This is a genomic window from Shewanella woodyi ATCC 51908, from assembly GCF_000019525.1.
In the GTDB taxonomy this organism is placed as follows: domain Bacteria; phylum Pseudomonadota; class Gammaproteobacteria; order Enterobacterales; family Shewanellaceae; genus Shewanella; species Shewanella woodyi.
This window is the reverse complement of record NC_010506.1, coordinates 839,593-861,508: the sequence shown is the minus strand read 5'-3', so window position 1 is coordinate 861,508 and position 21,916 is coordinate 839,593. Positions and strand designations below refer to the sequence as shown.

General features: G+C 43.1%; 21 protein-coding genes. 5 read left to right on the top strand and 16 right to left on the bottom strand.

Annotation, left to right across the window (positions count from 1 at the left end; translation table 11 throughout):
- Positions 1–176: 176 nt before the first annotated feature.
- Positions 177–374, top strand: a complete 198-nt coding sequence (locus tag SWOO_RS03175) for a hypothetical protein (RefSeq protein WP_012323260.1) — start codon at positions 177–179, stop codon at positions 372–374.
- A gap of 109 nt (positions 375–483) precedes the next feature.
- Here the strand turns inward: SWOO_RS03175 and SWOO_RS03170 are convergent, their stop codons facing one another.
- The 16 genes from SWOO_RS03170 to SWOO_RS03095 all read right to left on the bottom strand — a co-directional run bounded on the left by SWOO_RS03170 (position 484) and on the right by SWOO_RS03095 (position 14,602).
- Positions 484–1,173: an OmpA family protein gene (locus SWOO_RS03170; RefSeq protein WP_012323259.1), complete on the bottom strand. Its 690-nt coding sequence runs from the start codon at positions 1,171–1,173 to the stop codon at positions 484–486.
- A gap of 3 nt (positions 1,174–1,176) precedes the next feature.
- On the bottom strand, positions 1,177–2,688 hold the full coding sequence (locus SWOO_RS03165; RefSeq protein ID WP_012323258.1) for a TadE/TadG family type IV pilus assembly protein: 1,512 nt from the start codon (positions 2,686–2,688) through the stop codon (positions 1,177–1,179).
- Between the two features lie 2 nt (positions 2,689–2,690).
- Positions 2,691–3,215 (bottom strand): tight adherence pilus pseudopilin TadF, encoded by a 525-nt coding sequence (tadF, locus tag SWOO_RS03160; RefSeq protein ID WP_012323257.1) that lies wholly within the window; start codon positions 3,213–3,215, stop codon positions 2,691–2,693.
- A complete protein-coding gene (locus SWOO_RS03155; protein ID WP_012323256.1) occupies positions 3,205–3,696 on the bottom strand; it encodes a TadE/TadG family type IV pilus assembly protein in 492 nt (163 codons plus the stop codon). The genes tadF and SWOO_RS03155 overlap by 11 nt, the downstream gene beginning before the upstream one ends.
- Positions 3,696–4,409 (bottom strand): tetratricopeptide repeat protein, encoded by a 714-nt coding sequence (locus SWOO_RS03150; RefSeq protein WP_012323255.1) that lies wholly within the window; start codon positions 4,407–4,409, stop codon positions 3,696–3,698. The genes SWOO_RS03155 and SWOO_RS03150 overlap by 1 nt, the downstream gene beginning before the upstream one ends.
- Positions 4,410–4,412: 3 nt before the next feature.
- Positions 4,413–5,258, bottom strand: a complete 846-nt coding sequence (locus SWOO_RS03145; protein ID WP_012323254.1) for a type II secretion system F family protein — start codon at positions 5,256–5,258, stop codon at positions 4,413–4,415.
- 85 nt (positions 5,259–5,343) lie between these two features.
- Positions 5,344–6,252: a type II secretion system F family protein gene (locus SWOO_RS03140; protein WP_012323253.1), complete on the bottom strand. Its 909-nt coding sequence runs from the start codon at positions 6,250–6,252 to the stop codon at positions 5,344–5,346.
- A complete protein-coding gene (locus tag SWOO_RS03135) occupies positions 6,249–7,520 on the bottom strand; it encodes a CpaF family protein (protein ID WP_012323252.1) in 1,272 nt (423 codons plus the stop codon). Before SWOO_RS03135 ends, SWOO_RS03140 begins: the two co-directional genes overlap by 4 nt.
- Positions 7,517–8,752: an AAA family ATPase gene (locus tag SWOO_RS03130; protein WP_012323251.1), complete on the bottom strand. Its 1,236-nt coding sequence runs from the start codon at positions 8,750–8,752 to the stop codon at positions 7,517–7,519. The genes SWOO_RS03135 and SWOO_RS03130 overlap by 4 nt, the downstream gene beginning before the upstream one ends.
- 1 nt (position 8,753) lies before the next feature.
- Positions 8,754–9,245: a hypothetical protein gene (locus SWOO_RS03125; protein WP_012323250.1), complete on the bottom strand. Its 492-nt coding sequence runs from the start codon at positions 9,243–9,245 to the stop codon at positions 8,754–8,756.
- Positions 9,242–10,582, bottom strand: coding sequence for a type II and III secretion system protein family protein (locus tag SWOO_RS03120; RefSeq protein WP_012323249.1), 1,341 nt, complete (start codon positions 10,580–10,582; stop codon positions 9,242–9,244). The genes SWOO_RS03125 and SWOO_RS03120 overlap by 4 nt, the downstream gene beginning before the upstream one ends.
- Before the next feature lie 2 nt (positions 10,583–10,584).
- Positions 10,585–11,424, bottom strand: a complete 840-nt coding sequence (locus SWOO_RS03115) for an RcpC/CpaB family pilus assembly protein (RefSeq protein WP_012323248.1) — start codon at positions 11,422–11,424, stop codon at positions 10,585–10,587.
- 15 nt (positions 11,425–11,439) lie between these two features.
- Positions 11,440–11,934, bottom strand: coding sequence for an A24 family peptidase (locus tag SWOO_RS03110; protein ID WP_012323247.1), 495 nt, complete (start codon positions 11,932–11,934; stop codon positions 11,440–11,442).
- Between the two features lie 22 nt (positions 11,935–11,956).
- On the bottom strand, positions 11,957–12,166 hold the full coding sequence (locus SWOO_RS03105) for a Flp family type IVb pilin (RefSeq protein ID WP_012323246.1): 210 nt from the start codon (positions 12,164–12,166) through the stop codon (positions 11,957–11,959).
- Positions 12,167–12,321: 155 nt separating this feature from the next.
- Entirely contained in the window at positions 12,322–13,236 is a 915-nt protein-coding gene (locus SWOO_RS03100; RefSeq protein WP_012323245.1) for a LysR family transcriptional regulator, read from the bottom strand.
- Between the two features lie 448 nt (positions 13,237–13,684).
- The gene (locus SWOO_RS03095) at positions 13,685–14,602 is read right to left on the bottom strand and encodes a LysR family transcriptional regulator (RefSeq protein WP_012323244.1); all 918 of its coding nucleotides are present in this window, start codon (positions 14,600–14,602) and stop codon (positions 13,685–13,687) included.
- Between the two features lie 205 nt (positions 14,603–14,807).
- On the opposite strand from SWOO_RS03095, the gene SWOO_RS03090 reads away from it, so the two are divergent.
- The 4 genes from SWOO_RS03090 (at position 14,808) to SWOO_RS03075 (ending at position 21,907) form a co-directional block, all read left to right on the top strand.
- Entirely contained in the window at positions 14,808–15,527 is a 720-nt protein-coding gene (locus SWOO_RS03090) for an SDR family oxidoreductase (RefSeq protein WP_012323243.1), read from the top strand.
- A 214-nt stretch (positions 15,528–15,741) separates the two neighbouring features.
- A complete protein-coding gene (locus SWOO_RS03085; RefSeq protein ID WP_012323242.1) occupies positions 15,742–16,899 on the top strand; it encodes a putative sulfate/molybdate transporter in 1,158 nt (385 codons plus the stop codon).
- A 576-nt stretch (positions 16,900–17,475) separates the two neighbouring features.
- Entirely contained in the window at positions 17,476–19,797 is a 2,322-nt protein-coding gene (locus SWOO_RS03080; RefSeq protein ID WP_012323241.1) for an AAA family ATPase, read from the top strand.
- Positions 19,784–21,907, top strand: coding sequence for a UvrD-helicase domain-containing protein (locus SWOO_RS03075; protein WP_012323240.1), 2,124 nt, complete (start codon positions 19,784–19,786; stop codon positions 21,905–21,907). Before SWOO_RS03080 ends, SWOO_RS03075 begins: the two co-directional genes overlap by 14 nt.
- Positions 21,908–21,916: the final 9 nt, after the last annotated feature.

Sequence of the window (21,916 nt, the reverse complement as noted above, 5' to 3'; positions counted from 1 at the left end):
GATCGACTCAGAGTGCCTTTTGGCAAACTAACTCAAGGTAAATGGATGACATAAAGCTTGCTGAATAAGCAGATAAATCTCCAAAAATACTAGCCATAGTACCCACAGGTGCTAAAGTTAAATAAGTATAGATAATAGACAGATAGAGAATTAGTAGGTAAATATATGGGGGGCCTATGCACCTGATAATGAAAACCCAGTTCGACAATCTTCGCCTCAACGATGACCATGAATATTCCACCAATGACCGGGGCGGCAAAAAGGTGGTAAAGATATTTAAAGATGGAAACCTGATCGCAAAAAAAATCGCCATCAAGCGTTCAGTTCAATACTTTGGGGTCACAGGCGTCGAAGAGTTCTTGACCACAGGGTAATGTTTTGAGGAGAGCTATACTCCCCTCTAAACAGAGTTAAGCTTGCTAAGTCGCTTAATAAGCCAGTACTTATACCCATAAGTTCACAGGTAAATATTTACCGAAATGGCTAATAAGGCGTAACTTGTAGCAGCTCAACTCTTCGGTTTAACGCTCTGCCATCAAGGTTTTCATTGCTGGCAATAGGCCTTGTTTCACCTTGGCTTTCACTCTTGAGTTGAGTATCCCTCACTCCCTGCTTATTTAAATAAGTTTGGGCATTATCAGCTCTGAGCAAGCCCAAACTATAGTTATACTCTTCACTACCACTATTATCTGTATGGCCAACCAACTTGATCACCTCCGGAGCTTGAACCAGCCTTTTTGCCACCTTATCCAAAATTAAGCGAGATTCCGGCGTCAAACTCTTACTGTCAAAATCAAAATAGACTCGTGCCAGCAGCCCCTCACCGGAACCAAATTCAACCAACCCATTACTAGATAAATACTCCATACAGTTTATCGAAACATCCTGATTTTTTGCCAGTTTCAATAGTGCGGTCTTAATCTCTGCTTGATCTGAGTCTTGCCTAATCATCAAATACCCATCACGATGGTTTGCAATACCTGCCACATCAGAGATTGTCACGTTTTGACTCAGGTTATACCCCTTAGCTGAACAAAATGACGCTAGTTCATATTGACCCTGTTCAGATGCTTGAGGTTGCATCGGTTCTGATACCATCTCTTGTGCACATCCGCTTAAAAGCCAACTCAGGCTTAAGATACTGATGAAGGTAGAACATGTTTTGCTTGCCATTATTTAGCTCTCTGTATGTCGGTAATAAAGTTTAGAGATGCCATCACTCTTGGCACCTTTCTTAATCAAATCTAAAATCTCCTGGATCAAATCATCTAAGTCATTCACATCTATGATGTTGTCAGCCCCTACGCAATTTTTAAACGCATTTTGCCCCGACGCACTAAACTTAATCCCTATCACCCCCATATGCAGCGGGAGCTCACCATCATTAAACTGAGCCCTAATCTTGTTGCACATACCATAATTATTCACCAGCTTAGAGAAAGTACTTTCATAGGGAGACTCCATACCATCGCTCAGAATAAGGATCATTTTAAGGCGCTTGTTATACTCCTCGAGTTCCTCTTCATTTGGATTTACTGGTCGACCCTTATCTAAGATCTGCGCACCTCTTAATAAGCCTTGATAAACAGAGGTGCCACCATCGGGTGACATCTGATTCACCTTCATGATCTCAGATTTTTGATTAGTTAAAGGAACCGTCCAAAATTTGCCATTACACATTGAGCCACTATAGAGCCTTTGATAACTTGGATGGTGTTGAACATTATTTGAGTTCTCATTAAACAACTGATCAACACTGCGACTGTAATCTATCCAATTACTACTATCGGGCCATTTGGAGCTCCTATAGCTTGAAGGGGCGTCATTCACAACTGACTTAATCGTGCGCGCATCTGCTCTTGGTCCTGGTAACCCATTACATTTACGGCTGTTACTCACACAACTGGAGACTTGGTTATAGCTTTTATTAGCCCACTCTCTCCAATTAATTGATTCATAATTGGTATAATTACTGCCAGTTTTCCCGCTTGGGTTGCGGTACTTAAGCTGAGTCATACAGACACTTCGACCGCTATCACCCTCGACAACGCGCATGTTATAGGGCACTAACGCAATACGATTTCTAATCTCAGTCTCTCCATCACGAGGCACTAAGATCTCATTCGATATTTCGGTAATTGCATCTTTAAGGCTGTTAATTCTAGAACCTTTCATAGAGCCGGAAAAATCTGAGACAAATACAATATCGACATCACGATCTCCCAGATACTCAGGATAAGCACGTGCTAAGGCCCGATTAGCTAAGGTCTCTGTCTCCTTAAAGCTTGGGATCAAGTCACTGTGTAACCAAGAGGTATGCTCTGTCTTCGCCGTCACACGATACTGGGTATATTCCCTATCTTCAAACGAGCCATCCGCCATAGGGTAATGATCTATATCCTCTTTACGCTCAACCTTTACCTGACTTATCTCTTTGATATTTCGCATATAACTTGAGATGTAATCTTTAGCGAGCTGGGTCTCGTACCCTTTATCATCTCGGTTAGCCATAGAAACAGCTAAGCTCGCCGCTTCTGTCGCATCCCCTAAACGGTTTTTCTTCTGAATATAACGAGTCCCCTCTAAGGCTAAAAACACCATGCCAAAAAGTGGGATCAATAAAAAAACTAAATAGATGGCTGCCGCGCCGCGCTGACGTTTAGCCGTCACACTTTCACTGTTTACCATCGCTATCTTCCCGGCATGACTGAACTTGAATGGATATAGTGCTGGGCATCGTCGCCCCAAAACTGGTTAAACCAAGAGTCCGTATTTAAACAGAGAGTCACTTGATAGAGAGGAAATCGTTTATCTGCCGAAGTTTGTGGTGCAAGGTGCCCTCTATCTTTAAGAGAATCACCAGGAATACAGGGAGCCCCTCCCTCAATACCTTTGTCGATTGATGAGTAACGATCGTTGACGATCCACTCCACACGGATCCCATAGGGCGCATTCTCAGATGTCTGACCATAACCAAGCAGTCTGGCGGCTAAGATATCCAGTTCATCCACCTCAGCCGAGGTCACAATTAAGTTTTCATCAAAAAAACGAGTTCGCTCCTTAAGCACATTCACCAAGGAGTAGTTCACCCTGTCCAAGTTGACCCGATTAAGCAGCTGGAAAGCAATATCACCAGTAAAAACCAACAAGGCTGAGGTAAATAACAGAACAAAAGCCAGCTCTATCGTAAAAGCACCATGTTGTTTACTCTTCATCAATTGGCCACCCCTCATGCTCCATGGTCACTAAAATGCGTCGGCTTATCTTTTTTTCAACTATCCCAGCAAGAAAGAACATCGGCGTATATTGATAGGAGATCTCATAGATAGCGAGTGGGGATCGCTGTTGTTTTGCTTGAGATAAGCTAGGTTTATCGTCGATGAGATCCGACAAACTTTCGAAATAGGTGATCGAAAGGTGATAGCGCTTAGGATCAACCAAGAGATGCCAGATCTCCCCCTTCTTCTCAAACATCTGAGTTAATCTCTGATCATAAAGATCGCCGCTTCGCTCCCCCTCCCACACTCGGGTATCTCTGGATGATTCGCGCAGTGAAGACTCAGCTAAATTAATCACGTAGATAAGTCTGCTAATTTCGAAGATCCCAAATGTCACCAAAAACATCACCATGGCTCCGATGGCAAACTCAACAGAGAAAGCACCTAACTGCCTCCGCTTTAAGCGCTTATACTGCACTAGCTCTGCTCTCCCTGACGTAAACTATGGAACAGGGCAGAAATTTGCTCATCAGAGTAATCATCACTGAGCAGTCGGTGCGCCTCACGGTAATCCCCAACCTTAAACAGCGAAATAGCTAAGTTAAAGGCCAGCTTTTTTTCATCACTATGCTGACGATAAACAGGAGTGAGTAACTCAACTGCCCGCAAGTACTCTCCTTGAGCCAGATACAGGACAGCCAGATTATTCTTAACTGTAATATCATCATGACCCATCAAGCGCGCCTGATTAAACGCCTCCAATGCCGCTTGATATTGACCTGAATTGGTGAAGGCGATCCCTAAGTTGATATAGAGCTGTGAGCCCTGATAGCCGTTAGACGCCGCAGTTTGATAATCTGAAACCGCCAGTTCAAACAAGCCTGAATCAGCTGCAATATTACCGGAAAGAAAATAGAGACTAGGCTGCTGAAAATCTTGCTTTTTCAACTGCTCAACATAGAAACTCGCCGACTCCACATCACCATTATCATAATAGGACTGAGCTAGTTTAAGCATCACCTTGGTCGAGCCCGGTTTCTTAGTCAGCTCACGCTTATAGTGCTGAATCAATCCAGCATGATTACCCACGGCGATAAGATCCTTTGCGCTGACTTCTGGCGAAACTGGCGTAGTGCTACACCCAGCCATTGTGAGTAACAGCAGTAAGGGGATGATGTGATATCTGAGCATGGATTAACCTATTGAGAGTTGCATAAAACCGGGAGCTAAGATAAGCACCACGATAGGAAACATGATGAAGAGGATGAGAGGTACACTCATTTTCGCTGCTAACTTACCTATGCTCTCCTCCATAGCAAGCACCTGCATCTGGCGCATATCTTCAGCCAAATCGGCCAACACATTGGCGATAGAGGTGCCGTACTGAATATTTTGAATAAGAGTTAACGAAAAGCTACGCACTTCGGGGGTTGGGATCCGCTCACTGAGCTCTAATAGCGCTTTTTCTAATCCTGTGATGCGGGAGGTATCTGCGGTTTTCTTAATATGAAAACAGAGATCTTTATCGAACGCTTTTAGCTCCTCAGCAAGGTAAGCCAGCGCCGCTTCAACCGTCATCCCTGTTTGAACACATACGGACATCATATCCAACATGTAAGGAAGCTGGCGTGAGGTTTTCTTCACTAACATCTTCTTGCGCATGGCTAAGATAGAATCTGGCACTATCAAGGTCATTACCATGGCGACAGCCCCTATCATCACCTTATTCGACAGTGTCATATCTGAGATAACAATCAGCAGAATAATCACCAAAGCCAGTCCTATCTTGGCAGGTACGTAGAAGCGAGCAAAACGAGTATCGTAAAAACCAGCTTCGATAAATTGCTGCTCAAGCTCCTCACGCTTCTCTTGACCTACACGCACCACTAGCTTACTTAGCTTCTCAAGGCCTGACTCTTGAGATGTCTCCAAATAGCGCTGTATATGCCACTGTCGCTGTTTCTCCTGATGCCATAACGCCAATCCAAGTGCCAGTAGCCCACTGATTGCAATCAATACCATGATTAATATCAGCATCATGACTCCTCCCTGATACATGACCAGAGGGCGCAACCAGAAACAAATAGTGCTATGGATGAGATAACCAATAAAACCAGAATAAACACTAGCGAACACCTCTGATAAGTAACCAGATAATAAACATCCCCAGCGCTTCACTTCCGACAACGTAGTACAAAATGTACCTCCCAGATGGATCCGTTAGGACAAAATCTAGGTTCTGGGGGCTGAGATAGCTCAGCAAAATCATAAAGAAGAAGGGCAGTGAGGCGACGATCTTCGCCGACAATCGTGCCTCAGAGGTCATAGCCGCTTTCTTCTTATCTAACGTTCTCGCGTCCATCAATACACGGATCAATCTAGCCATCACAGATTTTAGCTGGCCGCCTCTGGACATATTGGCGCGAATGGTCACGATGAAAAACAGAAACGTCGGGTAGGGAAAGCGTTTGCAGGCACGTTTGAATACCTGCTCAGGTGGTTCGCCCAGTTTAAGACGCTCTCCCATATCCCTAAATTCCAACCCAATTTGATTATCCAATGACTGCCCCACGTAGGCGATCGCCTGCATAATGCTTTCACCAGATGAGACCGCACTCATCATAATATTGAGGGCATCGGGGAAGGTTTCATCAAAGGCGTTTTTGCGCTTTCTCATCAGATAGTTCCAACCCCAGAAAAAGCCCAATACTGGAAGAGCAATCGGTAACCAGACATTATCTAGCTGCAAAAAGCCATTGATATAGACCCCAGCACTGCTCAGTAGCAGCAAAAAACCTGTCAGCTTGAGCCAAGCTTTATCACCCAGTGCAACAATGGCAGGTCGAAGCAGCAGTTGTACCTTCACTAGCCAAGCTTGGTGTTGCAGCGAGTCCAACTTTACCGCAGAGCGGATCTCATCAGGCTCCGCCATCTCGACTTTATTCACCAAAAACTGGCTCTTAATATCTCGGCTTCTCATCCCCCATAACAGGGCGGCGATACCAAGCAGTATCAAGGAGAGCGACAAGATCATTGCTGGCCTCTAAATGCCAGCATCAGCTCATCTTGTAGCCCAAAATAAGCGGCACGCTGCATCAAGACAGAGCGCTGCATAATGCCAGGAGAGAGATACTCACCAAGCACTTTTTCCATGCTCTGCCCTTCGGTAGGTTGAAACTTGAATAGCTCCTCCATCACCACATTCTCACCTTCAAGGCCAACGACCTCTGAGATACTGGTGATTTTACGTGAGCCATCTCGCTGACGATTTACCTGCACCACAAGATGGACCGCCCCGACGATAGTGCGGCGGATGGCATCTAAAGGCTGGTTAAGGGATGCCATCATCACCATAGACTCAACTCGAGAGATCGCATCTCTTGGCGTATTAGCATGCAAAGTCGACATGGAACCGTCGTGACCAGTGTTCATCGCCTGCAACATCTCAAACGCCTCGGCGCCACGGCACTCACCTAAGATGATTCTATCTGGCCGCATCCGTAGGGAGTTGATGATCAAGTCTCTTTGATCCACCTGACCACTATTCTCAATACTGGCTGGACGGGTTTCTAACCTCACCACATGGGGCTGCTGTAGGTTTAACTCAGCGGCGTCCTCTATGGTGATGATCCGCTCATCATCGGCAATATAGTTAGACAGTGCATTAAGCAAGGTTGTCTTGCCTGAGCCTGTCCCGCCTGAGATCAAGATATTTAAGCGGCAGCGAGCAGCGATCATCAAGACTCTTGCCATCTCAGGCGAAAGAGAGCCAAAACCAACCAGCTCCTCCAGCCCAATCTTCTGCTCCCTGAACTTACGAATGGAGATCGTCGTACCATCGATGGCGATAGGCTTGATAACGATATTGACTCGGCTACCATTACTGAGTCTGGCATCGACCATAGGTGAGGACTCATCGACGCGGCGACCAACTCTTGCTGCAATGCGCTGGGCTATCTCGAGTAGTTGAGCTTCGTTAACAAACACCACCTCTGAGCTGTGAATTTTACCGTGGCGCTCATAGAAGATCTGATCTGGCCCATTGACCATGATGTCGTTGATGCTGTCATCTTCCAATAGCGGCTGTAGCGGCCCAAGCCCCAATAGTTCATCCACCAGATTCTTTACCGTCATGGTGCGTACTGCGGTAGAGATGGGCTGGCTGAAATTATTCGCCAATACCTCAACCGCACTTTGGATCTGTCTAGACAGCTCATCCCGCGGCATATTGGCAATCATCTGAGCATCAAGCGCTTCAAAGATCTGATCGCGAAAGCTTAAGTAGATCTCTTTATTATTCATCGTTTAACCAGCGCCTTAAATCTATTCAGAGGAGAGCTCGCCAGCTCTGGTTGTTTGCCCTGAATAAGCTGAGCCAATTTATTAAACGCGCCACTGCGCTTCTCTAAACGGTGCAAGCGCTTACCAGATAACATCAGGGCCGAGAAATTTGCGGCGTAATCCAACTGAACATCAACTGGGCGAGCGAGATATCGCTCCACCTCATCCTTTTTAAGAGGAAATCCCCCCTCAGGGCGATGAATATTTAGGAAGGTTAAGATACGAATATCCGCTGTCCCAGACAGATTATGCAGCTCAATCTTCTCAATGATCTGACTGGCATTTCGCACCGATGAGACGGTAGCATCAAGGACTATCACAAACAGATCTACTCGATCGGATAGCAGTGCTGGATCCATGACAAAATCATTAGAGCTGGAGAAGTCTTCGATAATAAAATTAGCCTGACGACTCAGCAGATCAGCGATATTCTGGCTATCACTGTAGAGGGCTTCTGCCGACTGTGAACCACCAAACGCTAATAGACGCCAATGCTCATCCACCTTGCTCAGATAGTTACTGGCGCTCACCTCATCCATATCCCGCAACTGTAACGAGAGGTTATCGGTGTCTTGACGTTCAAACTTCTTAAGGCCTAATAAAATATCGGTATTACTATTAAAATACTGATGATCCACCTGAATGGTGTCGACCCCTTGATACGCCAAGGTCGCCGCCAGCTCGCAAGTGATCATGGTATTACCTATACCACCTTTTGTGCCCACCACAGCGACACGCTTCGCCTTACGGTTTTTATTAACGCCAGAGAGGTGCTGCAAATTATTATGAACATGGCGCAAAAACTCACTTAACTCCTCCTGATTCAGTGGCCAGAATAGATAATAGATCCCCATCTCTTTGAGCTCACGTAGCGTCGTGATGGTGTCCTCTTTACCTATTACAATCACCCCCTTCTGATTTGGGAGTTTGGCAGCAAATTCACGGGCATCTTTAACCACATTTTTGGAGTTATTCAGCTCTAAAATAACGATATCTTTAAGGGCGTCGAGCTGCAGCTCACCTGGAGTTGAGCTTTTAATACAATCGGGAACATTCCAGCCTTCGAAACGGAAAACCTGTTCGATCAACTCGAGGCACTCAGAGGATTGGTAGTAGAAGGAGCAGCTAGCTGGCCCTGCTTGCTCGCGAGTCTGCTCACTGTTTTTAGTGATCACTTTTGCCAGATCAAACATATTACAAACCCTCCTTTGCTGCTAAGGTTTGCACATCACGCACCTGCTTAAGCCGCATGGAGTCGACATAGCAGCCCACATCATTGCCCATTTCACCAAAAATGCTGCGTCGACACTCTTGGGATTTCAGCTTGTATTGGCCAACACGGATATCGATAACTCTGTTGCCAGACTGCAACTTCTCAACATGGATTCTGGCTGGGTTTAGCCCTAAATTGAGCAAGCTCATCTCGAGCGAAGTAACCCAAGGCTTATCCGACTCATACCGATAACCTAAATGCCAATTTGTCTGTTCAAATCCCTGATGAAAACTAGCAATAATGCGCGTAAACTCACTGTCCACCTCAGTCTTTGAACCACTCCTCTTCGGCTCAATAACAAAATGGTGCAGCTCTTGGTAAACCAAGGCTTCGCTGCCCATCTGAGTGGAAGCTTTGTCGGCACAGCCTGATAAACTCAGCACTAGCAGGCTAATGGTGATTAAGCTCTTCACTGAATAAATCCTCCCTGATTAAGCATCTGAATCACGTTAACCTTGTTGTTCTCATCGGAGTCGGCAGTGATATTGAAGAATCGTGCCAAAGACTTAGTCGGTGTCATTTTAGGTAGACGTACCTCAGTAGGAGAGAGAGGTTTTACCAGATTCACTGTGGCCACAATCACCAGCTCGGTTTTCTTACGAGTCGTTCCCGCTTGCCTAAACAGGGCTCCAAAAACTGGAATGTCACCTAATAGTGGGATCTTGCTGACATTTTCCAGCTCATCACTGCTCATCAAGCCACCTAATAGAAAGCTATCCCCATCACCTAACTCTATGGTGGTCATCGCACGCCGAGTGGTAAGTTGAGGGATCTTGATGCCCGCCGCTTCAACAAAACCTTCGACTGCACTCACCTCGGGCATCATCTGTAGCTTTATCTTCTCGTTATTGAGCACCTTGGCAGACAGGTCCAATCGAATACCAAACTCTTTATAGGTAATGTTGGTGGTATTATTGTTGCTGAATATCACAGGGATCTCGCCCCCCACCAGAAAGCTTGCCGATTCACCAGACATCACTGATAGATTAGGCTCAGCCAAAACCTCAGCGATACTGTCCTTGCCAAGGGCATTAATAATGGTGCTTAGATCGCTGGCTTTAAAATCGAGAAAAGAGAACTCACCAACACTTCGCCCAACCGTTGACCAGCTCACCCCTAAGGTTTCATTAAACTCTTTCGTCACCTGAGCCACGGAGATCTTCACATTGACCTGCTGGGTCTGAGAGAGCCTCAGCCCTTCGATGATCCCCTGCCAGATAAAATTGCGCTCATAGGCCAGCCAATTCGCTTCGGTAAAGGAGTCCTTAAACTCCACCAACTCCGACTCATCAAAGCGCTCAACCTTTTCGCGACCTAAAAACGTGGCCACCTGACGGTAGATATCGTTACGTTGCTCTTCGCTATAGACGATGCCACGCACCGCTACCTTATCGCCCACTGAGGTCAGAGTTAGGTCGAGATCTGGGTAAAATAGTTTCAACTGGCGACGAATTTGGGACAGATTGATATCCACATGAAGCAGTTGAGATAAGATAACTTCATTGGCCTTGTTATAAACAAACAGCCTTGCCTGCCCCAATTGACGCCCATAAATCACTAACTTATTGTTACCTGTAATTTTATAATCGGCGACTTCTGGCTGACTGATAAAAACCGTGCCTATCTCCTGCTTCAGCTCAATACTTGAGGCATCATTAAGGGTGACAAATCTGTCACTGGCCATGACATAACTGCAGAAAAACAGGCTGACAATAAGGCCTTTCGCCCAGAAATTAATTCGACTTTTCATGGTTAAAAAATTCCGCCTACACTGTTTTCAGATGCGCCACGTAGCTCAACCACACCGGTATAGTTGTTAATCACATCACTCACATCGGCCTCGGGCTTAGCGCGGTAACTTTGGCTATGGAACACCTCAATATGCATGGTTCGCTGGGCCAAAGTTAAACGGGGAAGATCCTCTGGATCCACCTCGATAACAATACGGGTTTGAGATTTATCAGAGCTTTTCATGCTTGGACTAATCTTGCTTGATTGAGATTGAGAGTCAGTATCTGAATCAGCCACAGAGATCACCCTCACCCTCTTCATCAACATCGATGCACGTAAACCAATAAAATCATCCAGCCTGCTCATATCATTGGCTAAATTATGCTGTGGGGAACTCACGGTCATGATGTCTATCTCATCTCCAGGCAGGATGTAGTCTTGGATCATATTTCTTGTCGCCACCGTCAGTGGATAAAGCGTCATCCCTTCGCGGGTAATAAGATTGAGGTACCCCGACTCTCCTGGATGAGAAAGTTGTTCAGGAAAGAGGTATTGCCCCGCCTCGACTGATGAGTTCAATAGTGATTGAGGGTCTAGGTTTAACTCGACATCAGCATTGACTCCCAGAGCCAAAGACTCATCTCTGCCCAACTGCACTCTTTTGAGATCGGCTAGACTCAGATGCTCCCCCTTATTCAGAGAGGATTTTGTCTGCCACAAAGTGAAGGTTTTCGCTATGCCATCATCGCTAACAGGCTGAGTCACCGACTCTGAGGTGGAAAGCAACTTATCCGCCACACCATACAGGCCGGTCAATACCGCAATAAATGCGATAATGAAAATCAATTTAGAGTTAAGCATTATTCAACTGTTCTATTAGAGCCGATTAACGACTGCGGTAGCCAAAAGCGAGGTTTGACTCGCTCCCTCTAATTCGCCTAAGTAGAAGGCCAAAATCGGGATGTAAAACCCCAGTGAAATAGCGATGCCATAGGGCAAGCCTAGATCTTCACCACGGGGAATTTTTTGTATCACTCGGTATTTAATCAGGTAGATCACGGCTAGCACGCCACCACATATCAAGGTGAGCATCAGTGCCACAGGTAGCTGCGATAGTGGTAAAGCAACCGCAAGGGCACTGGCTAACTTTCCATCTCCGGCGGCAAGCCACCGAAATCTGAAAAGCACTAGACTCAGCGCAAAGATTAAAGAGCCTGTTAGAAAGCCTTCAATTAACAGCTGTTGACTAGCGGCCAGCCAAACACAAATGATCAATGTGGCGAAACACCCAATATTTGAAATACGTCGTTTGCATATGTCAGTTAAGCAACAGATAACTAAAACGAGTAACAGGGAAGCAATCGCCAACATGATAGATGTGTTTCTACATCATTTAGCCAGCTGTGATCTTGGTTAAACTATCAGTGATTTTGGTAAATGCTGTATTTAATGCAGTCATCAAGTTACCGTCAGAAGCGAAAGCGGCAGTCAAAGCCACGGCCATTGCGACACCGATCAAGCCATATTCAATCGCTGTTACGCCGCGCTCATCTTTTTTGTAAGTAGCAAGAAAAGCCATTGTATTGCAGTAAAACTTATTCATAAGAGATCCTATTCTATTTAATTTACAGTAATATTCAGCAGGCTGAATTTTCAACGAGCGGATTGTAGTCGCAGTAAAAATTAAAATAAAAATAGGACCTATGAGATAAATTTATAGATCATTAATTCAAAGTTAAAATAGACTTAAATAACATTTCAATCAGGATCGCATAGCTTAAATTTTAAAAAGTTTCGAGTTAACCAGTCTACAGCTGAAGATTTTTGATAACCGAGAAGGTAGATAAGTGATGCTCTACAGCTGTTATTTCCCGTCTGCTCTGAATCCAACATAAGCTTATTTAAACTGCCCCTTTCCAGATCATGGCCAACAACGAAATTAGGCAGGTAGGCGATCCCAAGCCCGTTACGACAAAACGACAGCAAGGTATGAATATCCTCGACATACCAGATCTGCTTTGTCAGGCTTACCTCATCAATGTCTGTCAAAGGCGTTTCTGAAGGTAGTAAGATACGAGATTGATTAAAAACAGTTTTTTCAATATTCACGACACCATTATCGAGTCTTAGCTGATTGTCTTCCACGTAAGTTGGAGACACCACCCAGCTGCCGTTGAGCTGAAATGCAGAGACATGCTCAAAATTATTTTTCACATCACGACTGAAAACCCCAAGAGCAAAATCTAAAGTTTTATCGGTTAATTTCTGTGCTAACGACTCGCTACTTTGCTGAACAATCTTGAGTTCAACCAAGGGGAAAGCCATTGAAAAATCTTGAATTATTTCATTTATTTTATGACAACAAACTAGCGGATCTATACCAATACGCAGCTTAACTTGCTCTACACTCGAGATCGATTTAGAACGCTCAATAAAAGCACTGTACTGAGACATCAGCTCTCTCGCGTCCTTCAACACCAGCTCACCTTGCTGAGTCAATTTCGGGTACTTTCCATCCCTGTCAAACAAGGTGAAACCTAGATCTATTTCTAGATTTTGAATCGCTAAGCTAATGGCAGCCTGAGACTTTTTTAACTTTCGACCTGCTGCACTAAAGGAACCTGTATCGGCTGCTGCGATAAAGGCACTAAGGCTCTCGAATTGAATTTTCATGACTAATCATTATGTTTTTGAAGTCGTGGTTTTACTGTTAACTTCCATGCCAGTAATTTTGTGTAAAAATGTATCAAATCAGAACTATAGCAAAATATTAAGTAGGCAAAGGCTGATTTAGGCGAACATTCTCAAGTCGCAAATAACATATGGCAATATATTATATTGTCGCGAAGCATAACTGCGTAAACATTAACTACACAACCAGACATTTGTGTCATATTGTATCAATTGAGATACATTTAATGTGGCACTAATTAAGCATAAACCTTGAAAGGTTAATAATATGTTTAAACTTTAAAGACAACTATTTAAATACAATGTTATATCCATTAAATACAATCAGCTTAACTAGGTTTATTATTTATACTAAAAACCAAAGATGTAACAACATTAATCTATTTAGTGCTAAAACTGTTAAATAATAGTTTGTTTGTATAAGTCAGTATTATATTCGCTTTACGTCAGTGACATATTTCATAAAATTTTTCATTGTGAAGGATATAAATGCCCTTAGTCTGGCAGGCTGAAATCTATCTTTACAATAAAGCAGGTAAAATGGCGTATCTGCCACTCGCCAATCTTCAAAAACAGAAACAAGCTCCCCTTTGGCAAGCTCATTAGGGCAGTACAGCCTGGGTAATCTCACGATGCCATTATCAGCTAACGCCGCACTTTTCATCACACGCCCATTTTTGCACTTAAACCCCCCCTTAATCGCCACCTCAACTTTACTCTTAGCATCGTCTCTCTTTTCAAATAACCAGTGATCGATTGAGCCAGTGATACAAAGGTGTTCTTTTAGATCTTTTGGATGATTTGGATATCCATGAGCCGCAAGGTACTGAGGTGATGCCATCGTCATATTCTCTATGCTCATCAGCTTACGCGCCACAATCGCCGAGTCCTCAAGCTCTCCCATTCGAAACACCAGATCGAACTCATCCACCACCAGATCAACCCTTGGGCTGCTGAAATCCAGATGCACACTGATATCTGGGTATTGTGAGATAAAATCATTCACTAGCGCAGTCACAATCTCTTCACCGATAATCCCGCCAACACAGTTAATATTAATATGCCCTTGCAAGCGCTGAGCATTATCTACTGTTACTGCAACCGCTTGGTCAATACTCTCTAATGCCGCCTGACAGGAATCAAAAAAGAACCGCCCTTGCTCCGTTAGCCTTTGTGCACGGGTTGTGCGGGTAATAAGGCTCACCCCAAGCAAGTTTTCAAGTTGCAGTAACTGTTTCGACAGATGTGAGCGGGAGCAGCCAAGCACCTCTGCTGCTTGAGTAAAACTTCCCTGCTCTGCAATCACAGTAAAAGCGCGGATATCTGCTAGGTTCAAATCTTTATTCATTACACACTCACTTGTTATTAACTCTGCCTATTTTAAACACTCCTATTTTAAACTAGGGACCACCATCTATTAGAGCTTATATGTAAACAATGATGTTCGCTATATATTATATATCAACAATAAACTCATCACTATAATGACCGTAATTGATACAAAACAACTATCTTATTCAGCTCAGTAAATAGACTGACGAAAGGAAAAACCGATGAAAGAACTAATCGTAATTACAGGTGCATCTTCTGGTATTGGCGCTGCGATGGCCAAAGCATTTAGCGCTAAGGGTCACCCTCTTCTTTTACTGGCTCGCCGTGTTGAACCTATGCAAGCTCTAGCACTTGAAAATACTCTCTGCATCAGTGTTGATGTGACCGATGGTGAAGCTATTAAAGACGCTATCGCAATGGCTGTTGAGCAGTTTGGTCCCGTTGGCGGATTAATCAATAACGCAGGTGTCATGTTACTTGGTCAAGCCGATACACAAGATCCAGCCGAGTGGACACGCATGCTTAACATCAATGTGATGGGCGTACTCAATGGTATTCACGCTGTACTTGCTGATATGAAAGCACGTAAAACAGGTACCATTATCAACGTTAGCTCAATTGCAGGACGCAAAACCTTCCCAAATCATGCGGCATACTGCGCAACTAAATTTGCGGTACATGCACTGACAGAAAACATCCGTGAAGAGGTTGCTATGGATGACGTACGTCTAATCACTATCGCACCTGGTGCGGTAGAAACTGAGCTACTTAGCCACACAACTAGCGATGAAATTAAAGCAGGTTACGCCGACTGGAAAGAGGAGATGGGTGGCGTTATCGCACCAGAGACGATTGCCGAAGCCGCACTCTTTGCCTTCGAGCAACCACAAAGTGTCTGCGTACGTGAAATTGTACTGGCTGCGACTCGCCAACAGCCGTAATTGTGACTATCAGAGGGGCGCTCAATCAAGCCCCCTCTAATATTGCTCCCACTAATAAGTTACATTTTGCCGCACAAAAACCTGCCAATTAGCCAACTTGTCTAGCCGCTTGTTAAAATAGCGGTAAATAGCTCCCTCAAGCTAAGTATTTCGCCCTCAAATATTGGCACCAAACTTGTAATAACAGAGCTAATCTTTTCCCACGGCAAGCTATATGACATGCAAAAGCACATTTTTTAGTAGATGTGATCAACTCTCAGGTGAACTCAGTGGAGCCTTCGCCGATCTTGGTACTTTTTTACCGCTAGTTTTAGGTCTTATTGCCTTAAACCACTTTTCTCCTCAAGGGATCTTCTTAGGTTTCGGCCTGTTTGCGCTCTTTACCGCCTTCTATTATCGACGCCCGATCCCCGTGCAGCCGATGAAAGTGATCGCAGCCTTAGTTATCGCCCAAGGCCTCACCCCAGGCATGCTACAAGCGAGCGGCATGATGATGGGAGCTATCTTACTCCTACTCGCCTATAGCGGCGCGATAACTTGGATGGCAAAGCAGCTCTCACCAGCAGTAAGTATCGGCATTCAACTCGCCATCGGTCTCCAGTTAATCTGGATGGGTGGCCAGATGATGAGTGAAACTTGGCTTATTGGCATAAGCGCTTTTATCGCCCTCTTTGCCAGTAAGTTTATGCCTCTTAGGTATCTAGCTATGCCACTCGTGCTCGCCCTTGGCATTATCTGGCAGATGAACAGCGGCATTGCCCCTAGCTTCGATCTTACCGGTCACACAAGCTGGCAACCCAGTTGGCCAAGTCTCGATGAGTGGACCTCGGCGGCGGGTCTTTTAGTTCTGCCGCAACTGGCACTGACCTTAACCAATGCGGTGATCGCCATCTCTGCGATGGCAAAAGATAAGTTTCCAGCAGATAAGGTCAATGGTAAGGAGAACTTCACACCTAAACGACTAGCCACCAGCTCAGGACTTGCCAACCTATTACTGGCTCCTTTTGGCGCCACCGCCATGTGCCACGGTGCGGGTGGTCTTGCGGTGCAACATCACTTTGGTGCCAGAACCTGGATAGCTCCAACTATCTTCGGTACAGCTTGTCTGCTTATCGCCTTTAGCTGGGGAGATGGTATCGCCACCATGTTATCCCTTATCCCGCTAGCGATACTTGGCAGCATGCTTGCCATTGCTGGTACCCAACTGGCTTGGTCAAAGCGATTAATCGACGGAAAACCTTTCTGTATCTTCGTCATCCTTTCCACCGCTGCCATCTGCCTAGTCGTCAACACCGCAGCAGGACTCGCTGTTGGGGTGATATTGGAGATGGGACGTCGACAGTGGAAACAGGTCTCAAGCCTGAGACATTAGGCAAGGTTACAGGCATTCAAGCCTTTTTGTTGTTTCCAACAAGAAGGTTTGCGCTTGCCTGATAGCAAGCTTCAAGTATCTTTTTGGATTGGGTTCATCGGGCAGGTTTAGTGTTTGGCTGGTTTGCTGAATACCATAGCTAAGCTGATGTTTATTGCCTGCAGCATGCTTCCGTGCAGATACTTCAGTGAGACGACACGAGTACAATCCCTGTAGTCTCTACGATGACATCCATGTCATCGAAGCTCACTGCCGCATCTACACCTGAACGTTTACCTCTTCGATTGAGGTTTTGGGTTGTGACTCATTTTTGGACATAAATGAGCTAGATTTCCTGCTCTAGAACACCAGTACAGGATTAGCAAAACTAAGCCTACTCTTCAGTAGAAAACGCAAGTTATAAGTCCCTTTGTTCCGTTGATAAGTCAACCTCCGGTATATAAGCAAACTCCATCCTGAAGGTTAAAGTGCTTTTAAAGTGTGTCTATGACTTTAATCAAATATCCAATATAGTTAGTATGTTACAGTGAATTAACTAAGTAAACGGCTTAAAAATAATATAGAAAAGAGAAATTCATGTATTTAGAGAGTCTAACCATAAAAAATTACAGAAAATTTCGTGATACAGACAATACGGTATGCTTCGTTAAGCCTGAAGTTGTCGATATGAGTGTTGAAGAAGATCAGCCAGAGTCATCAGTGATTGCTCCTTCAACAACCTTAATCATAGGTAAGAATAACGCTGGTAAAACTACAGTCGTCAATGCATTAAAGATGCTATGCAATAATGAACAACCCTCAGCATCAGACTTTAACCTCTCCTACTTAAATGAGTTGTTCAATCAGTACAAACAAGATTTTGAAGCGGATCAACTTACAAAATTTAAATCTTTAGCAACACCTAATTTAGAGTTCGGCTTGAGGGTTAAAGTGGACTTCAATGATGAAGATTTGATGACTCACCTTGCACCTTTTATCCCAATTAGTGAAGAAGGTAATGGGAAACCAGTTAGCGTGTACATCGTGGTTAAAGTGGCGCTTGCAGAAGAATCTGCATTTAAAGAGGAAGCTAGCAAAATCTTTAAAGCTACTGGTTCAGAGGGGCAAGAGCTAGAGAGCAACCAAAGGTTTGAAAAATTTTACGCACTGCTTTCAAAAGAAAGTAGCGTTATTCAAACAGAGGGTAATCTTTATCAAATCGTGTTTATGGATCTTCTAGGTGATGCAACAGAGAAATTTTCCCTAAAAAAACTGATAAATATTAAAGAAATTAAAGCTAACCGTCATCTTAAAGAAGGTGTACTAAGCGATGTCTTTAACAAAATCGTTGCCTTTCAGTTCGCTAATGACGTTAGCTCTCGTTCTAGTTTAGAAGCAAGCATAGAGTCAATAAATAAAAAGATATCTGACAATGTAGGTGCTAAAAGTACTGATATATCTCAAGTCTTGGGGAAGGTAGAAAGTACAAACAAGGTTAATCTGAATCTATCTGGTAACGTTACTTACGAAGCCATCATGAAAGGGCTGATCAAATATAACTTCATGGATGACGCTGACTTTATTCCAGAAGACCAATTTGGCTTAGGCTATATCAACCTGCTAAACATTATTGGTGAAATTATCCATTTTGTTGATAGCTATGAAGAGAACAGTCATCTAAGCCGCATTAATCTACTCTTTATTGAAGAACCAGAGGCGTTTATGCACCCTCAGATGCAAGAGTTCTTCATTAAGCGTATTGATAATGCAGTAAAAAAAGCAGTGGAGATCGCAAATGCGTCTTCACAAGATCCAAAAACACTACAGTGTCAGATAGCAATTACGACTCACTCTTCTCATATCGTCAATAGTAAGATTCACAGCAGTAATACCTTCAATAGCATTAACTATTTAACCTCAATAAACAAATGTACTAAAGCCATAAACCTCACAGATGAGGCCGTAGTTTCTAGTGATGATAGTGATGCGAATAAAAAGCTCAATTTCATTAAAAAGCACATAAAGTACAAAGTCTCAGAATTGTTCTTTTCTGATGCTGTTATCTTTGTTGAGGGTATCACAGAAGAAACCTTGTTAAATTACTATTTGGAAAATCACCAAAGCCTTAGCGAATACTATATCTCAGTTTTTAACATTAATGGTGCTCACGGTAAATTGTATCTTCCGCTGGCGAAAAAGCTTAGTGTCCCTAGCTTGATTGTTACCGATTTGGATATCAAGCGTGAAAAGTGTGAGAAGGGTGAAAAGCATAAAAAAGATGAATCGTGTGAGGCATGTGGCCAGCAACCTAAAGATGGTGAAGCCACCCCTTACGTTGCAGGAACACCTCCTCGCTATCTTCAAATCAAGAGCCTTGTTAGCCGCATAACTACTAATACAACTCTTATTGATTTTAATCGTACATTAAAAGGTAAGTCTAAAGAAGTTGCAAATAAGATTAGTAATATAGAGTTCTTTGAGGATGATAATCTTTATGTCGTATTCCAAAAAGATCTTATTAAGGGGCAACACGCGACTAGCTTAGAAGAAGCGTTAATTTTAACTAACTACCAAAATAAAATTATTAACGATGTGATTAAAAGCTGTAAACCTAAGATATATGAGGGGATTTTAAATGGCGGTGGAAAAAAATCACTAAGGAACTTTATTAATCACTCGTATAAGCTACAGAAAAAACTTTCAGACAGTAAGAGCACGTTCTCTAATGAACTAATATTTAGCCTACTTTCAGCAGAAAAAGGAGAGGTTTTGCCACAATTACCAAACTACCTAGAAGATGGCTTAAATTGGCTTGTGACTAAACTGAAAACCAATGACATGCCTTCATTAAGTAGAGTTGAAACGGCGGTTGATGTGGAAGTTGAAAGTACGGGGGTTACATCTGATGACGTCCAATGAGATAGCTGAACTCGATATTCAGAAAAGCATCCATAAACACATCGATGATTTTAATAGCTTTCGTTTCAACGCTGGTGCGGGTGCAGGTAAAACCTATGCACTGATAGAAACGCTAAAATACGTCACTATCAATAAAATAGCAGCCACCAAAAGCCCACAAAAAGTGGCTTGTATCACCTATACCAATGTTGCGGTGAATGAGATAAAGAGCCGACTAGGTAACTCAGATGCGGTAAAAGTTTCAACAATTCATGAAAGGATATGGAAGATAATCAAAAGGGCTCAGCCTCAGCTTTTGATATGTCATAAGGAGAAAATAGAAGAGGTTATAGAGAAAAATAAACAAGACCTGTTAGGCTCCCCCAAAGCCCAATTCTTTAATGACCTCGAACAGCCAGAACAACAAGAGTTTTTGGAGTTTGCTATACAGACTAAAGATCTGTTCTATCAATCTAAAAAACTAAACGCAGCTCCTTTCAGACACGCTTATAATACTGAGATTAATAAACCAGAATTTCTAGATAATTGCTTAAGAAATGTAAGGAACTTCAAATTTGTCGTTGGTCTATTATACAAAAAGCAAAGGCTTAAAGTTTGCTTAGAAAGAATCGATACTGGAGAGATAAAGCGTGTTGAATATGACAGCAAGGTAAATTCTGACAGGCTTCACTACATGAAGTTCAGCCATGATACCCTACTAGAGTATGGGTTAAAGCTAGTTGAAACTTACCCTACCCTTTGCCGCATTATTATTGATAGCTACCCTTATTTCTTTATTGATGAATATCAGGATACACATAGCAACGTAGTTAAATTTGTCAAAACTATTCATGACTACGCAATAGAAAACAATAAAGACTGGGTGGTAGGCTATTTTGGTGATACTGCGCAGAGCATTTATGATGATGGGGTTGGTCGAAAGATTGAAGGTCTTCATGATGGCTTGGTTAATGTCGATAAGATATTTAATAGACGTTCACACCAGCAAATTATTGATGTCGCCAATAACATTCGTGCTGATCAAATAGTTCAAGTACCTATCTTTGAGGAACGAAATACTGGTTCAGTACGCTTTTACTACAATAATTCAGAGGACAAACTTACTACAGCTCAACAATTCCTAGTTGAGTATAAAAATGAACTTGTCACACACAATGGAGAATCAGGAGATATATCTCCTGAAGATACTAAAATTCATTGCTTAGTATTAACAAACAAACTAATGGCAAACTTTAATGGGTTTGGTGATGTTTATGAAGTGTTTCAAAAATCAGCTATCTATTATGACAATCTAAATACCCAAGTGTTATCTCAACAATTAGAAAAGCTACATCCAACGGTTTTAGCCATTTTTCACCTTATTAAGCTTTACCAAGATATACTACAAGGAAAGGTTTCGTACTATGATGTTTTTGGAACGTCGAGTAGAAATATGGCATTTTCCAAGGCAAGCTTGATTATCCGTGAATTAGGAAATACAGAAGTTGCATCATTAAAAAATTGGGTCGACTTAATTATTGATCGACTTGATAATAGTAATGCTAAAGAAGTTCTAGGTAAGGTACTGATTAATAGGGTTAATCATTTTGAGGGCGATGTAATTTCTGCTGATGTATTTCGCTCATCATTGTTAGACAGCATTAATATTCTAATGAATGAGGATTCGGAGGATGAAGATAAGGCCAAAGAAAAAAATGATAGCATTTTAGAGTTGCCAATCACATCCTTAATGAACTGGGCAAACTTTATTTATGGTATCGAAGCCGATGATATTAGCTACCATACCTATCATGGCACTAAGGGTGAAGAGTACAAGAATGTCGCCATCATCCTAGAGCATAGTTTTGGTAAGATAAATAAAGATAAATTTAAAAATTACTTTAATGTAATACAACAAAATGAGGAAGAAAAAAAGCGCTTACTTTCTGACCGCGAAGTGGAAGAAAAACATATTAATACCCAAAATTTACTCTATGTTGCCTCTTCGCGAGCGATAAAAAATCTTAGAGTACTGTATTTGGATGATATCTCGGAGATCAAGGAAGGCATTGAGACTATTTTTGGCGAGAGTAAACCTTGGCCAATAGAAGATAATCATATTCCTGAGTAATTTATTACA